This is a genomic window from Streptomyces sp. AC550_RSS872 (genome assembly GCF_019049285.1).
Taxonomy (GTDB): domain Bacteria; phylum Actinomycetota; class Actinomycetes; order Streptomycetales; family Streptomycetaceae; genus Streptomyces.
The window spans coordinates 1-14090 of the sequence record NZ_JAGMUL010000043.1 but is presented as its reverse complement, the minus strand read 5'-3'; the positions used below and the strand labels follow the sequence as shown (position 1 = coordinate 14090).

General features: G+C 71.9%; 14 protein-coding genes and 1 riboswitch. Of the genes, 6 read left to right on the top strand and 8 right to left on the bottom strand.

Annotated features, from left to right (window positions below):
* Window position 1 precedes the first annotated feature (1 nt).
* From KUM44_RS19590 to thiO, 6 genes are all read right to left on the bottom strand, one after another.
* A complete protein-coding gene (locus KUM44_RS19590) occupies window positions 2–490 on the bottom strand; it encodes a DUF4396 domain-containing protein (protein WP_217209403.1) in 489 nt (162 codons plus the stop codon).
* Between the two features lie 75 nt (window positions 491–565).
* Window positions 566–1465 carry a deoxyribonuclease IV gene (locus KUM44_RS19585; protein WP_217209402.1) on the bottom strand — a complete coding sequence of 300 codons (900 nt, stop codon included), beginning with the start codon at window positions 1463–1465 and terminating at the stop codon, window positions 566–568.
* A 34-nt stretch (window positions 1466–1499) separates the two neighbouring features.
* Window positions 1500–3437, bottom strand: a complete 1938-nt coding sequence (gene pknB / locus KUM44_RS19580) for a Stk1 family PASTA domain-containing Ser/Thr kinase (protein WP_308402668.1) — start codon at window positions 3435–3437, stop codon at window positions 1500–1502.
* A 119-nt stretch (window positions 3438–3556) separates the two neighbouring features.
* A complete protein-coding gene (locus KUM44_RS19575; protein WP_217209400.1) occupies window positions 3557–4351 on the bottom strand; it encodes a thiazole synthase in 795 nt (264 codons plus the stop codon).
* A 3-nt stretch (window positions 4352–4354) separates the two neighbouring features.
* A complete protein-coding gene (gene thiS / locus KUM44_RS19570; protein ID WP_217209399.1) occupies window positions 4355–4576 on the bottom strand; it encodes a sulfur carrier protein ThiS in 222 nt (73 codons plus the stop codon).
* Window positions 4573–5739 carry a glycine oxidase ThiO gene (thiO, locus tag KUM44_RS19565; RefSeq protein ID WP_217209398.1) on the bottom strand — a complete coding sequence of 389 codons (1167 nt, stop codon included), beginning with the start codon at window positions 5737–5739 and terminating at the stop codon, window positions 4573–4575. Before thiO ends, thiS begins: the two co-directional genes overlap by 4 nt.
* Window positions 5737–5848, bottom strand: a riboswitch (TPP riboswitch). (Overlaps the previous gene by 3 nt.)
* A gap of 142 nt (window positions 5849–5990) precedes the next feature.
* Between thiO and KUM44_RS19560 the strand changes: the two genes are divergently transcribed.
* The 6 genes from KUM44_RS19560 to KUM44_RS19535 all read left to right on the top strand — a co-directional run bounded on the left by KUM44_RS19560 (window position 5991) and on the right by KUM44_RS19535 (window position 11544).
* Entirely contained in the window at window positions 5991–6305 is a 315-nt protein-coding gene (locus KUM44_RS19560) for a hypothetical protein (protein WP_308402667.1), read from the top strand.
* 32 nt (window positions 6306–6337) lie between these two features.
* A complete protein-coding gene (locus KUM44_RS19555; RefSeq protein WP_217209395.1) occupies window positions 6338–7567 on the top strand; it encodes an NAD(P)/FAD-dependent oxidoreductase in 1230 nt (409 codons plus the stop codon).
* Window positions 7568–7636: 69 nt separating this feature from the next.
* Window positions 7637–8008 (top strand): Rv2175c family DNA-binding protein, encoded by a 372-nt coding sequence (locus tag KUM44_RS19550; RefSeq protein ID WP_123760175.1) that lies wholly within the window; start codon window positions 7637–7639, stop codon window positions 8006–8008.
* 697 nt (window positions 8009–8705) lie between these two features.
* The gene (gene thiE, locus KUM44_RS19545) at window positions 8706–9368 is read left to right on the top strand and encodes a thiamine phosphate synthase (protein ID WP_217209393.1); all 663 of its coding nucleotides are present in this window, start codon (window positions 8706–8708) and stop codon (window positions 9366–9368) included.
* A 223-nt stretch (window positions 9369–9591) separates the two neighbouring features.
* Window positions 9592–10515, top strand: a complete 924-nt coding sequence (gene metF, locus KUM44_RS19540) for a methylenetetrahydrofolate reductase [NAD(P)H] (RefSeq protein ID WP_217209391.1) — start codon at window positions 9592–9594, stop codon at window positions 10513–10515.
* 57 nt (window positions 10516–10572) lie between these two features.
* On the top strand, window positions 10573–11544 hold the full coding sequence (locus KUM44_RS19535) for a hypothetical protein (protein WP_217209390.1): 972 nt from the start codon (window positions 10573–10575) through the stop codon (window positions 11542–11544).
* A 57-nt stretch (window positions 11545–11601) separates the two neighbouring features.
* Here KUM44_RS19535 and KUM44_RS19530 read toward each other — a convergent pair whose 3' ends face one another.
* Both KUM44_RS19530 and KUM44_RS19525 read right to left on the bottom strand, forming a co-directional pair.
* The gene (locus KUM44_RS19530; protein WP_217209389.1) at window positions 11602–13116 is read right to left on the bottom strand and encodes an NAD(P)/FAD-dependent oxidoreductase; all 1515 of its coding nucleotides are present in this window, start codon (window positions 13114–13116) and stop codon (window positions 11602–11604) included.
* Between the two features lie 55 nt (window positions 13117–13171).
* A complete protein-coding gene (locus KUM44_RS19525; RefSeq protein WP_217209388.1) occupies window positions 13172–13786 on the bottom strand; it encodes a DUF4126 domain-containing protein in 615 nt (204 codons plus the stop codon).
* Between the last annotated feature and the right edge of the window lie 304 nt (window positions 13787–14090).

Below are 14090 nucleotides of genomic sequence, written 5' to 3'. Positions count from 1 at the left end.
GTCAGCCGTGGTACTGGTGCACCACCGCGTGGCCCTTTCCGCGCCCGATCATCCACTTGTTGACCGGTGTCGTCAGGACGAAGGCGACGGCCAGCGCGATGGCCAGCACCCACCAGAACAGCGGGTCGGCGAGTTCGGCGTCCATGGCGCCCGGCCACAGCACGATCACGCCGTTGTCGACCAGTTCCATCACGGCGATGGACAGGGTGTCCGCGGCCAGCGCCACCTTGAGCGCGGCGCGCAGGCCGACGCCCGCCTTCAGTACTCCGCGCAGGGTCAGGGCGTAGCCGAAGAAGAAGGCCAGGACAATCGCCAGGATCAGCGTGGGCGCCGCGGCCCAGCCGAGTGCGGTGCCGATCACCATGCCCAGCACCTCGCCGATGGCGCAGCCGGTGAGGCAGTGCAGCGTGGCCCGGACGGCCATCGCCCAGGTGCTGGTCGCCGCCACCTCCTGGTGGTGAGTGTGTGACACGTGCGCCTCGTGCTGCATGGCTGCCCCCAATGTCAGGTCACGGTTCCTGCATCGAGCGAGAACGGTATACCCCCTGGGGTATTCCCCAACGGCTTACGCGTCCCGAAGTTTCTTCAGCCGCTCCACGTCCGCCGCGTGTCCTTCCTTCCCTCCGGGAGTCTCGATGATCAGGGGTACGCCCGCCGTGGCCGGGTGGGTCATCAGCGCCCGGAACGGGTCCTCGCCGATATGACCTGCGCCGATGTTCTCGTGCCGGTCCTTGTGCGCGCCGACGACGTCCTTGGAGTCATTGGCGTGGATCAGCTTCAGCCGCCCCTCGCCGACGGTTTCCACCAGCAGGTCGAGCGTCTGGTGCATCCCGGACGGGCCGGTCAGGTCATGGCCGGCGGCGAAGATGTGGCAGGTGTCCAGGCACACGCCCAGCTTCGGATGGGCGTCCAGCGCCTCGAAGTACGGCCCGAAGTCCCAGGTGCGGGAGCAGAGCGAGGCGCCTTGGCCTGCGGTGGACTCCAGGAGCAGATACGGGTCGTCGTCGTGGGTCAGCTCGTCGAGCAGCGGCAGCAGGTGCTCCCGTACCTGCTTCAGAGCCACCGAACGCTCTCGGCCGCCGGTCGCGCTGCCCGTGTGGACGACCACGCCCAGCGCCCCGATCTCACGCCCGCGGCGCAGCGAGTGCCGTAGCGACTCCACCGACTTCTCGACCGTCGCCTCGGTGTGCGAGCCGAAGTTGATCAGGTACGGCGCATGCACATACGCCGGGATCGACTCGGCCGCGCAGATCGCGCGGAACTCCTCGTCCTGGCGCGGGTTCCCGGCCGGCGTCGCCCAGCCGCGCGGGTTGGCGACGAAGACCTGGACCGTCTCGGCCCTGAGGTCGTGGGCGTAGGTGAGCCCGACGGAGCTGAGGCCGCCGGCCACGGGGACGTGACCGCCGACGGGGTTGCGGGAGGGACCGGGAGGGGTTCCCGGGGCGGCGGACTGCTGACTCTTCACCTGTTCAGGGTGTCATGGCCGCCACCCGCCCCGGTCATCGGATGGTGATCGTGATCGTCGACCCCTTGGGCGCCGTCTTCCCGCCCTTCACGGACTGCTTCTTGACGGTGTCGCCGAACAGCCCGAGCAGGCCACGGTCCTCGTCGACCTCGAAGCCGGCGGCCTTCAGCTGCGCCGTGGCGTCGTCGACGTTGTCGCCGACGACGTCCGGGACCTCGATCATCTCGGGCCCCTTGGACAGCGTCAGGGTGACGGTGTCCCCCTCGGCGGCCGGCTTGCCGCCCGCTGCCGGGGTCTGCTGGGCGACCTGGCCCGCGTCGAACCCGGAGTTCACCCGCGTGGGGGCGATCTTCACCTTCAGGCCGGCCTGCTCCAGCTCGGCCCGCGCGGCGGCCGGGCTCTCGCCGGTGACGTCCGGGACGTCCACCGGGCTGCCCTTGCTGACGGTGAGCTCGATCGCGGAGCCGGAGCGGACCTTGGTGTCGGTTCTGGGGACCGAGGAGATCACTGAACCCCTGGTGACGTCGTCGTTGAACTCCCGGGTCACCCTGCCCGGCTCCAGGCCGATCTCCTTCAGCTCGCTCTTCGCCTTGTCCAGCGGATAGCCCTGGAGATCGGGCACCTTCACGGTCTTCGGCCCCAGTGAGAGGACCAGACCCACGGAGTCGTTGTGCCGGATGCGGGAGCCCGACTTCGGGTCCGAGCTGATGACGGTGCCACGATCGAAGGTGTCACTGTAGGCGCGCTCGACCTTGCCGACCTCCAGCCCGGCGTCCTCCAGCCGGTCCTTGGCCTGTGCCTCGGTCTTGGAGAGCAGCGGCGGAACCTCGGTGAACTGGCCGGAGTTGATGTACCAGATGCCGACGCCGAGGCCGAGGGCCAGCAGGACGGCGGCGACGATGATCAACGGGCCGCGCGGAGCACGCGCGGTACGCCCCCGCCGGCGTGGCGGGGGCGGGGGAGTCGCCAGCCGGCTGGTCCGGTTGAAGACGGCCTCGGGCTCGTCCTCGTTCACGGGCAGCGGCCGCTGGATCGTCAGCGCGCGCGGGATCACGCTCGTACGGTCGTCGGCGTTGCCGTGCTCCGTCGTGAGCGCCTGCGGCGGAACCGCGTCCAGCTGGTCCTCGCTCAGCGCGGCACGCGCCTGACGGACCTGCCCGAGCAGCGCCACGGCGTCGTACGGGCGGATCTCCGGGGTGCGTGCGGTGGCCGACGCGACCAGCTCGTCGAGCTCGTACGCCAGCCCGGGCACGATCGCCGAGGGCGGCGGGACGTCGTCGTGCAGGTGCTTGTAGAGCACCACAGCGGGGGAGTCGCCGTCGTGCGGCTTGTCACCGGTGAGCATCTCGTACAGCACGACCCCGCACGCGTACACGTCGACGCGGGCGTCGGCGGTGCCGGGCTGCTCGATCTGCTCGGGCGCGAGATAGGAGACGGTGCCGAGCACGGCACCGGTGGTGCTGGTCACGGTGTCCACGGACCGCACGAGCCCGAAGTCGGCGACCTTGACCCGGCCGTCGTCCCCTATCAGCACGTTCTCCGGCTTCATGTCCCGGTGCACGAAACCGGCCCGGTGCGCGGCGCCGAGCGCGGCGAGCACCGGCTCCAGGATGTCCAGGGCGGCCCGGGGCTGGAGCGCCCCGCGCTCGCGCAGGACGTCACGCAGGGTGCAGCCCGCGACGTACTCCATGGCGAGATAGACGTACGACCCGTCGGTGCCCTGGTCGAAGACCTGCACCACGTTGGGGTGCGCCAGCCGGGCGACGGACTTCGCCTCCCGGATGAACCGCTCGACGAAGACCCCGTCCACCGCCAGCGCCGGATGCATCACCTTGAGCGCGAGCACGCGGTCCAGGCGGGTGTCCACGGCCCGGTAGACCGTGGCCATCCCGCCGACGGCGATCCGCGCGTCCACGCGATACCGGCCGTCGAGCACCTGCCCGACCAGAGGGTCCTGAAGGGTCGTATCCACGCAGGTGAGTGTACGAGCCGTCACTGACACGCCGACGGGTTCGGCCGGGATCGGGCCGGTACTGAAGCCGACCTGTGACGGACGCCTCATGGGCCGAAGGCTTTCTGTCGAACGCGCGTTCAGAAGGCGGGGCGTTCCGGATCCAGCCGTGCCATGCCCTCAACCGGAGAGGACGCCTCCGCGAAGTGCCGCTTCGGAATCCGCCCCGCCCGGTACGCCAGCCGCCCCGCCTCCACCGCGTGCCGCATCGCGTCGGCCATCAGCACCGGCTCCTGCGCCCGCGTCACCGCCGAGGCGAGCATCACGCCCGCGCACCCCAGCTCCATCGCGAGCGCCGCGTCCGACGCCGTACCGGCGCCCGCGTCCAGAATCACCGGCACGCGCGCGTGCTCCATGATCAACTGGAAGTTGTGCGGATTGCGGATGCCGAGCCCCGACCCGATCGGGGAGCCGAGCGGCATGATCGCCGCACAGCCGACGTCCTCCAGCTTGCGCGCCAGCACAGGGTCGTCGTTCGTGTACGGCAGCACGGTGAACCCGTCGTCCACCAGCGTCTCCGCGGCGTCCAGCAGCTCGATCGGGTCCGGCAGCAGCGTCCGCTCGTCGGCGATGACCTCCAGCTTGACCAGATCCGTACCGAGCGCCTCGCGCGCGAGGCGGGCCGTCAGCACGGCCTCTCCCGCCGTGAAGCACCCCGCGGTGTTCGGCAGCACCCGGATCCCGAGCTTTTCCAGGACCGACAGCACGGAGCCGTGCACCGAAGGATCCACCCGCCGCATCGCGACCGTGGTCAGCTCCGTCCCGGACGCCACCAGCGCCCGCTCCAGGACCTCCAGGCTGGGCGCCCCGCCCGTGCCCATGATCAGCCGGGACGTGAAGGACGTGTCGCCGATGACAAAGGGATCGTCGGCCATGGTTCAGCCTCCTTGGACGGCGGTGAGGACCTCGACGCGGTCCCCCTCGGAGAGGGACGTCGACGGCCACTGCGCGCGCGGGACGACGGTTTCGTTGAGGGCGGCGGCCACTCCGGAGGGCGCCGCGGTGAGGGACTTGACGAGCGCGTCGAGAGCCGTGCCGGGCTCGATCTGCCGACGCTCGCCGTTGACCGAGATGGTGACCGGGGTGACCGGGAGGTTCATGCGGGCTGCTCCGTGAGTGCGGCGGCGCCGAAGCGCCGGGGCGTGAACGGCCGGGCCTCGTCCGGGAGTTCACCGGTGGTCAGGACCTGCGCCATGGCATCGCCGGTGACCGGCGTCAGCAGCACGCCGTTGCGGTAGTGCCCGGTGGCCAGCGACAGCCCGGCCAGCTCGGTCCGCCCGAGCAGCGGCGCGTTGTCGGGTGAGCCGGGGCGCAGTCCCGCGCGGGTCTCGGTGAGCGGCAGCTCGGTGATGCCCGGCACCAGCTCGTGGGCGTCGCGCAGCAGCTCGTACACCCCGCCCGCGGTCACCGTCGTGTCCCAGCCCAGCTCCTCGCTCGTGGCCCCGACGACCAGCTCCCCGCTCTCGCGCGGCACCAGGTACACCTGACTGCCCCGCACCACGGCCCGCACGGTCCGGCTCAGGAACGGCGCGTACCGCTTCGGCACGGTCAGCCGCAGCACCTGCCCCTTCACGGGACGCACCGGCGGCAGTACGTCGTCCGGGACGCCCGCGAGCCGCCCGCTGAGGCTGCCGGCCGCGAGGACCACCTGCCCGGCGCCGAGCTCGGTACCGCCCGTCGTGGTGACACCGGCAGCCCGGTCCCGTACCACGTCGAGGCGCGCGGCCCAGGTGCGGTGGAAGACGACCCCCGCCCCCTCGCACGCGGCCACCAGCGCGCCGGCCAGCCGCCGCGGGTCGATCTGGTGGTCGCCGTCCACCCGGAGTCCGCCGCGCACACCCGGCGCGAGCATCGGCTCCAGGCGCCGGCACTCACGCCCCGACAGCCACTCGGACTCCAACCCCGACCGGCGTTGCAGGGTGTGCAGTTCGCGCAGATGGGCGCGGTCGTCGGCGTCCAGGGCCACGGCGAGCGTGCCGCACCGGCGATAGCCGAGGTCGTGGCCGGTGAGGTCGGTCAGCTCGGCCGCGAAGTCCGGGTAGCGGCGGGCCGAGGCGAGATTCAGGCCGAGCAGGGTCTGCTCGCCGTAGTGCAGTTCCGTGACGGCGGCCAGCATGCCCGCGGCCACCTGGGCGGCGCCGCCGCCCGGCTCGGGGTCCACGACGGTCGTCGTGAACCCGTGTTGCGCGGCCCGCCATGCCGTGACCAGGCCGATGATTCCGCCCCCGATGACGAGGACGTCTGACGTTCGCGTATGCGACATGGGCGTCCAGCCCCTCCCTTCGCCGGCATGACCCGGATCAGGTTCGTACGGTCGGAGGCCGCCAGCCTCCCTCTCAGCCCGGTGCGTCCGGGCTCCCGCGAGTGCTCTACGTTGGCCACCCTAGCCGTCCGCCGTAAGTCTCAGTAAGGGAGCCTTCGCCCGTGGCCCGCCCGCCCGTCTCCCACCACCACCCTCAAACCAGGGGCTCCGCCCCGCCCCATAGATCTCTCGACGGTCTCGTCCTCGCCCCCGTGGCCGACCAAGCCCCAGGTCAGGTGGGTACCCGCACCCGGTTCACGTACCACGAGAAGGACGGCGAGATCTGGGCCGAGTACAGCGGCGGAGACGTCGTGCGCGGGCACCTGGTGGGCACCAGGGACGGTGACCGGCTGGACTTCCGGTACGTACAGCTGAAGCGGGACGGGACGACCTCGTCGGGGCACTGTGTGTCGACGGTGGTCGAACTGCCCGACGGGCGGGTGCGACTGGACGAGACCTGGGAGTGGGAGTCGCAGGACGGCTCGGGAACCAGCGTTGTGGAGCAGCTCACCCAGCACGCCCCCTGACTGACGAACAGTCACTTGTCTATGGTGATCAGGTGAGCGAGCAGACGCAGCAACTGGGCACGTCACCGACGTCCCGCGTGGTCATCGCCGGTGCGGGCATGGCCGGGGTGCAGACAGCGGTCGCCCTGCGGGAACAGGGCTTCACCGGGACCGTCACCCTGATCGGCGCCGAGCCCCACCAGCCGTACGACCGGCCGCCCCTGTCCAAGGCCGTACTGCTCGGAAAGGCCGAGGGCTCCGCCTTCGACGTCGACTTCGAGGCACTCGGCATCGAACTGCGGCTGGGCCGCGAGGTGCTGGGCGTGCGCCCCGCCGACCACGAACTGGACACCGAGGCCGGGCCGGTCCCGTACGACGCCCTCGTCCTCGCCACCGGCGCCGAACCGATCCGGCTGCCGGGCACGGAGGGCGTGGCCGGTGTGCATCTGCTGCGCACCCTGGACGACGCCGAGCGGCTGCGGCCGGTGCTCGCGCGGCAGCACGACATCGTGGTCGTCGGCGCGGGCTGGATCGGCGCGGAGTTCGCCACGGCCGCGCGCGAGGCGGGCTGCGCGGTGACCGTCGTGGAGGCCGCCGACCGGCCGCTCGCGGGAGCGCTGCCCGCGGAGGTGGCGGCGCCGATGAGCGCCTGGTACGAGGACAGCGGGGCGGTGCTGCGCACGCACGCGCGCGTGGAGCGCGTCGAGCCCGGGGCAGTGATCCTCGACGACGGCTCGCGGCTTCCGGCGGGCGCCGTCGTGGTCGGCATCGGGGCCCGGCCCGCCACGGCCTGGCTGGCCGGCTCGGGCATCGAGCTGGGAACGCACGGCGAGGTCGTGGCCGACGACCGCCTGCGCACCTCCGTGCCGGACGTCTACGCGGTCGGCGACTGCGCCTCCTTCCCTTCGGGAAGGTATGGCGAGCGCCTGCTGGTCCACCACTGGGACAACGCTCTCCAGGGCCCTCGTACGGTCGCCGCGAACATCCTCGGTGAGACCTCCGCGGTCTACGACCCCGTGCCGTACTTCTGGTCCGAGCAGTTCGGCCGTTTCGTTCAGTACGCCGGCCATCACGCCGCGGCCGACACGCTGCTGTGGCGCGGCGACCCGTCGGGGCCCGCCTGGAGTGTCTGCTGGCTGAAGGGCGAGCGTCTCGTCGCCCTGCTGGCGGTGGGCCGGCCGAGGGACCTGGCGCAGGGGCGGCGGCTGATCGAGGCGGGCACGCCGATGAACGCGGAGCTGCTGGTGGACCCCGCAAAGCCGATGAAGGCGGCGACGGCGTAGCGCGCCGGCCCTGCCCGGGTGGCCCGGCCTGGCTTCCGACTGTCAGTGGCAGATGGCAGGCTTGTTTCCGTGACCGAGATTGACGCAAAGATCGATGCTCTCGTCCCCGCCTGGCTCACGCTGCCCGACATCGCAGAAATGCTCGATGTCGAGGTGACGCGTGTGCGGCAGCTGGTCAAGGAGGGCCAGCTCATCGCCGTACGCCGTGGTGAGAACCGCGCACTGCACGTCCCCGCCGCCTTCATCGACGGGGCCGAGCAGAAGGTCGTCAAGGGCCTGTCCGGGACCCTGACGCTCCTGCGGGACGACGGCTTCACCGACGAAGAGATGCTGGAGTGGCTCTTCACCCCCGACGAGAGTCTGCCCGGCACCCCCGCACAGGCCCTCAGCGAGAATCGCGGCACGGAGGTGAAGCGCCGCGCCCAGGCGCTCGCCGTCTGATCCCACCAACAGATCCGAACACCGTCCGGCGTACGGGCCGGGGCGCCCAGCGGGCCACGGTCGCGGGTGACTGCGGCTGTGGCCCGCAGGGGCCGAGGGCGCGACTTGGCCGCGCCTGGCGAGGGCCTGTCGGCGGAGTGCCTGCCGCACGGGCCCCTCGGGTCCCGACCGTACGTCGGTGACACCTTGGCCTGCGCCGGGGTGGCATCCGACCCGGGTCGGCGGCAACACCCCTGGCTGGCCTGCATCGCACGCCCACCCTCGGGTGGCGGCCGTTGGTCGCGCTGCGGCTTCGAGTTTGCCGTGGGGCCACGAGCGGGCGACCGGCATGGCACGCCTGGGTTCCGGCCACAGTGCCGGTGCCGAAGTCTGTCGTGCGGGCAGGGCCGGGTGCTGACGGGCCGGGTGCCGGCCGTGGTGCTGCCACAGCGCCGGGCCGGTGTCGCTGCCCTGGCTCCGGGCAAGCGGCCAGCAGCCAGCAGCCAGCAGCCAGCAGCCATGAGTCCGCAGGCCCCGCGCCCACCGCAGCCCGCGGACCTCAAGCCCGCGGACCTCAAGCCCGCGGACCTCAAGCCCACCGCCCACCGGCCGCGACCCCGCGTCCTGCCCCAGGTACCGTGCCGCTCCGGATACCGTGCCACCGTCCGGCACCGGCCCGACGCATCCGCCCGGCAACCCGATCACAGGGGGCTCCCGCATGTCCGACACCGCCGCCTCAGGCACCGCCCGCGCTCAGCTCGCCGACGCCCGGCTCTATCTCTGCACCGACGCCCGTAAGCGGCAGGGCGACCTCGCGGAGTTCCTGGACGCCGTGCTGGCCGGCGGCGTGGACATCGTGCAGCTGCGCGACAAGGGCATGGAGGCGGCCGAGGAGCTGGAGCATCTGAAGGTCTTCGCCGACGCATGCGCCCGGCACGGCAAGCTTCTCGCGGTCAACGACCGTGCCGACGTGGCCCACGCCGCCGGCGCCGACGTCCTGCACCTCGGCCAGGGCGACCTCCCCGTCCCCGTCGCCCGCGCGATCCTCGGCGGCGACATCCTCGTCGGCCGCTCGACGCACGCCGAGTCAGAGGCCTCCGCGGCCGCCGTCCAGGAGGGCGTGGACTACTTCTGCACCGGCCCCTGCTGGCCCACCCCCACCAAGCCCGGCCGCCACGCCCCCGGCCTCGACCTGGTCCGTCGTACCGCCGCGCTGGGCACGGACCGTCCCTGGTTCGCCATCGGCGGCATCGACCTGACCAACCTCGACGAGGTGCTGGAGGCGGGCGCCCGCCGCGTCGTCGTCGTACGGGCGATCACCGAGGCCGCCGACCCGGCCGGGGCGGCGGCGGAGTTCGCGAAGCGGCTGCGGCAGGCGTAGGCCGGCGCCGCGTTTCCTCAAGGATCCGCGTCTCACTTTCGTCCCTGGTCCGTCTCAGCCAGTGGTCGGTGCCGTGGCGATTCACGGCCCCGGGGCTCCGTCCGGCCCCGGTGATGTTGCTCTGTTACCCCTTGTTGTCCAAGGCGTGGACAACAACCCGACAATTCGGGCAAATGTCCGGCGCCCGGTTGGGGGACCGAGGGCCCCTGGTTAACCTGCGAGTATGGCCCTCGGCACCGCATCCATCAGATCGGACCACGCTCGTACCGTGCGCGAGATGCTCGCGACCGGCAAGACGACGTACTCCTTCGAGTTCTACGCCCCCAAGACCCCGAAGGGCGAGCGGAACCTGTGGAACGCGCTGCGCCGGGTCGAGGCGGTCGGACCCGACTTCGTCTCCGTGACCTACGGCGCGGGCGGCTCCACCCGCGCGGGCACGGTCAAGGCGACCGAGGCCATCGCCTCGGACACCACGCTCACCCCGATCGCCCACCTCACCGCCGTCGACCACTCGGTGGCCGACCTGCGCAACATCATCGGCCAGTACGCCGACGCCGGGATCCGCAACATGCTGGCGCTGCGCGGCGACCCGCCCGGCGACCCGCTGGGTGACTGGGTGCGGCACCCGCAGGGTCTGACCTACGCCGCCGAGCTCGTCGAACTGATCAAGGCGTCCGGAGATTTCTGCGTCGGCGTCGCGGCCTTCCCGGCGATGCACCCGCGCTCCGCCGACTGGGAGACGGACGTCAGTCACTTCATCGGCAAGTGCCGTGCCGGCGCGGACTACGCGATCACGCAAATGTTCTTCGAACCCGAGGACTACCTGCGGTTGCGTGACCGTGTCTCGGCCGCCGGCTGCGACACCCCGATCATTCCGGAGATCATGCCGATCGCCAGCGTAAGGACGCTGGAGCGGATCCCGTCCCTCACCAACGCCTCTTTCCCGGCCGCCCTGAAAGAGCGGATCCTCACAGCAAAGGACGATCCGGCGGCTGTACGCTCCATTGGCATCGAGTTCGCCACGGAGTTCTGCGCACGGCTGCTGGCCGAGGGAGTGCCCGGACTGCACTTCATCACGCTCAACAACTCCACGGCGACGCTGGAAATCTACGAGAACCTGGGCCTGCACCACCCACCGCAGGCCTAGACCGGCCGTCCTGATATACGTCACACTGCGTAGGCGGCCACTGGGAGAGGGGCGTACATGGGCTGGACGGTCCTCTACATCGCGTTCGGCATCGTCGCGCTGTGGCTGCTGGGCGAAGTGCTGTTGCAGTACAAGGCGCGGCTGCGCTGGCGGCTGCTCGCCTTCGTCGGCTTCCTCGGCGTCGTGGTCGGGGTACTGATCCCGTCCGTCATCGTCATCGGCCTGGGCGCGGCGGCGTTCGCGGTCGGCCAGACCTACGTCACGCTGTCGTTCCGCCGCGGCTTCTCGGCCGGCTGGGCCGTCTCCGCACCGGCCCTCGGCCCCCTGGCCGCCGCCAAGCGCCGCCGCGGCGAACCGGACCGCCAGGAGCCGACCCTGGAGGTCTCCGACCTCGAGGCGACCGGCGGCTTCGCGGGCAACGACGCCAACCACAGCCAGGACAACCTCGGTTACGACCAGGACGACTACGACCGCGACGACGTCTTCACCCCCTCCCGCCCGGCCCGGCCCACGGCCGCGGAGACGACCTCCGTCTACGAGCCGCAGCCCCTCCCGGAGGACACCGGCTCGTACGGCATATACAGCGACCCCGCCTACGCCGCCGCCGACCAGAACTACGCGGCCGCCGGTCAGCCCCAGGACCAGTACGCGACGGCCGACCAGAACTATGGGTACGACGCCGGCTACACCGGCTACGACCAGCAGCAGTACGGCTACGACGCCACCGGACAGCAGCAGTACGCCGCCTACTCCGACCCGTACATCGGCACCCAGACCTACGGCGACGCCTCCTACGACGCCTACGGCCAGCAGCAGTACGGCCAGCAGGGCTACGCCCAGGACCAGTACGCGACCGGCACCGGCACCTACGGCGAGACCCCGCCCGGCGGCGTCTGGGTCCCGCAGCAGCGCACCGACGAGGCGTACGGCGGCGAACTCCCGCCGGAGCAGCAGTACCCGTACCAGGGCGACGGCCGGCAGCAGGGCCAGGGCCAGGGGAACGGGTACGACGAGCAGTACCGCTTCTGACGGCGGACGAGCCGATGGGCCGACGGGGCGCCCTCCGCGAGACGCCCTACGCGGGGATCACTGCGAGCCCCGGAATTCCGGCCCCTCCACGATCAGCCCGGCCACCAGCGCGCCCGACATACCGGCGTGAGGCAGACCGCCGCCGGGGTGGGACCAGCCGCCCACGGTGAACAGGCCGGGTATGGCTGTGCTGTTGGACGGGTGCAGCAGACGTCCTTCGCCCGCGGCGAGCGCAGGCGCCGGAACCGCTCCGCCCTGCGCGCCGGTCGTCTCCGCGATGTCGGCCGGAGTACACACCTCGTGCCAGAGGAGGCGGCCGTGCAGGCCCGGCACGGCACGCTCGGCGGCGGCGATCAGATTCTCGGCGTGCAGGTCGAAGACCTCCGGCTCCGCCCGGCTCCGGTCGGTCTGTGCGGGCACCACCGAGCTGAGCGTGATCGCCTCATGGCCGGGGTCCGGAACCAGTTCGGGGTCGTCGGGCCGCAGTACGGTGACCGTGGGCCTCGCGGGCACGCCGGGAGCGGTGCCGAACAGGGCGTCCAGCTCGGTCTCGCGACTATCCGCGTGCACGACTGTGCGGTGCGCCGCACCTTCCGGTCGGCCGCCTCGCAGGGCCAGCAGCACCGTCAGACGGCTCGCTGCGCCGTGCTGGGGCGCGACCTCGTCCGCGCCTCGGACCGGTGCTTCCCGGACGAGACGGTCCAGGACCCCGGGAGTCACCCCGGCGACCACGAAGTCCGCCTCCGCCGCCGTCCCGTCGGCCAACTCCACCCCCGCCGCTCGGCCGTCCTTGTCCCGAATGCGCACGACCTCGGCACCGAAGCTGAAGTCGACCTTCCTGGCCACGCACCGCTCGTACACGGCCCGCGCCAACTCCCGTATGCCGCCCCGCACATACCAGGTCCCGAACGCGTGCTCCAGGTACGGCAGCACCGCCGCGCTCGCCGGGGCCACGCGTGGGTCCAGGCCGTAGCCGAGCGCGTGGCTCTCCAGCAGGGCGACGAGCCGCGGGTCGCGCAGCTCCCAGGCGCCGACCTCGGCGAGGGTGCCGGCTCGGCGGGTGCGCAGGAGTCGCTTGTGGGGGACCGCGGGATAGGGCTCGCGGTCGGCCAGCACCTGCCAGTTCGGCCACAGGGGCTCCTCCAGCAGGGGCCTGCGCGTGCGGTCCCAGGCCTCGCGGGCGCGGACCAGGAAGTCGCCCCAGCGGGCGCCGGTTCCGGTGCCCAGCGCCTCGTCGAGGGCGGCCACGACGCCCGCGCGCGAGGCGTTCGGCAGGGAGAGCTCGGTGCCGTCCGCGAAGACGTGCCGCGCGGAAGGGTCGACCTGGACCAGCTCGACGCACGCCTCCAGCGGCTCCTTGCCGGTCTTGATGAACAGGTCGCGGTAGACGGCCGGGAGCGGGAGCAGCCCGGGGCCCGTGTCGAACGCGAAGCCGTCGCGCTCGAGGCCGCGCACCGCTCCGCCGTACGTCTCCGTACGCTCGTACACCGCCACCCGGTGGCCCGCGACGGCCAGCCGGGCAGCGGCCGCCATCGCGCCCATGCCGGCGCCGATCACCGCAATCCGTGCCATGCGTGGGACTTTATCGGCCGCCACTGACAACGGCCCACTGACCTCGAACGACAGCTCAGCCGGACCGCTGGGTCACCGTCTGACCGAGCCGTTTCTCGGCCCGCCGCTCGGCCCTGCGCCGCAGGAAGCGACGGATCCGCGAGACCAGGAAGAGGAGCAGCAGCAGCCCGGCGAGCAGCAGGGTGCCCGCGATGACCGCCGCAGCGACGGGGTAGAAGATCGCGAGGGTGATGAGGGCGCCGACCCCGAGATCCTCGGCGATGCTCACCACGATGTTGCTGAACGGCTCCGGCGAGGTGTTGACCGCCATCCGCGTCCCGGCCTTGACCAGGTGGCTCACCAGCGCCGTGGAGCCGCCGACCGCGCCCGCCGCCAGCTCCGGCAGCGACCCGCTCTGTCCGGCGAGCAGTGCCGCGACGACCGCGCCGGCCACCGGCCGGATCACGGTGTGCACCGAGTCCCAGGCCGAGTCCACGTACGGGATCTTGTCGGCGACGGCCTCGCACAGGAACAGCACACCGGCCGCGATCAGTACGTCCGGCCGCTGAAGCGCCTCGGGCACCTCCTCGCTCAGCCCGGTCGCGCCGAACACGCCGAGCAGCAGGACCACGGCGTAGGAGTTGATGCCGCTGGCCCAGGCGCTGGTGAAGATCAAGGGAAGTATGGACACGGACGTGATCGTAACCAGTCGGCGACAGAGGGGCTTGGGGATGAGTGCGCAGGCCTGAGTACGCGTACCTAGCCGGTGAGATGAGTATGCGCGCGGATGGGGGCCGAGGTGCGTGAACGAGAGAGTGGAGGCACGGAGAAGGGGTTCGGCTCCGGTACCGGCGACACGGGGCGCCGGAACGGAGCTACCCCGGATCCGCTCCTTCCGCCGGCCAGGCGTCGGCGGGAGCGAGACCGGGGGACCCGGGGGAACGACCGAACGGGGGTCCGGCGGGGGGACACGGGGGAGTACGGGGGAAACGGGG

What these genes read in the sequence shown, in the direction of transcription:
- KUM44_RS19530 (WP_217209389.1), bottom strand. Translation starts at nt 13,116, where the DNA reads ATGGCACGGATTGCGGTGATCGGCGCCGGCATGGGCGCGATGGCGGCC.
- thiE (WP_217209393.1), top strand. Translation starts at nt 8,706, where the DNA reads ATGTCCGACACCGCCGCCTCAGGCACCGCCCGCGCTCAGCTCGCCGAC.
- thiO (WP_217209398.1), bottom strand. Translation starts at nt 5,739, where the DNA reads ATGTCGCATACGCGAACGTCAGACGTCCTCGTCATCGGGGGCGGAATC.
- KUM44_RS19590 (WP_217209403.1), bottom strand. Translation starts at nt 490, where the DNA reads ATGCAGCACGAGGCGCACGTGTCACACACTCACCACCAGGAGGTGGCG.
- KUM44_RS19535 (WP_217209390.1), top strand. Translation starts at nt 10,573, where the DNA reads ATGGGCTGGACGGTCCTCTACATCGCGTTCGGCATCGTCGCGCTGTGG.
- KUM44_RS19575 (WP_217209400.1), bottom strand. Translation starts at nt 4,351, where the DNA reads ATGGCCGACGATCCCTTTGTCATCGGCGACACGTCCTTCACGTCCCGG.
- metF (WP_217209391.1), top strand. Translation starts at nt 9,592, where the DNA reads ATGGCCCTCGGCACCGCATCCATCAGATCGGACCACGCTCGTACCGTG.
- thiS (WP_217209399.1), bottom strand. Translation starts at nt 4,576, where the DNA reads ATGAACCTCCCGGTCACCCCGGTCACCATCTCGGTCAACGGCGAGCGT.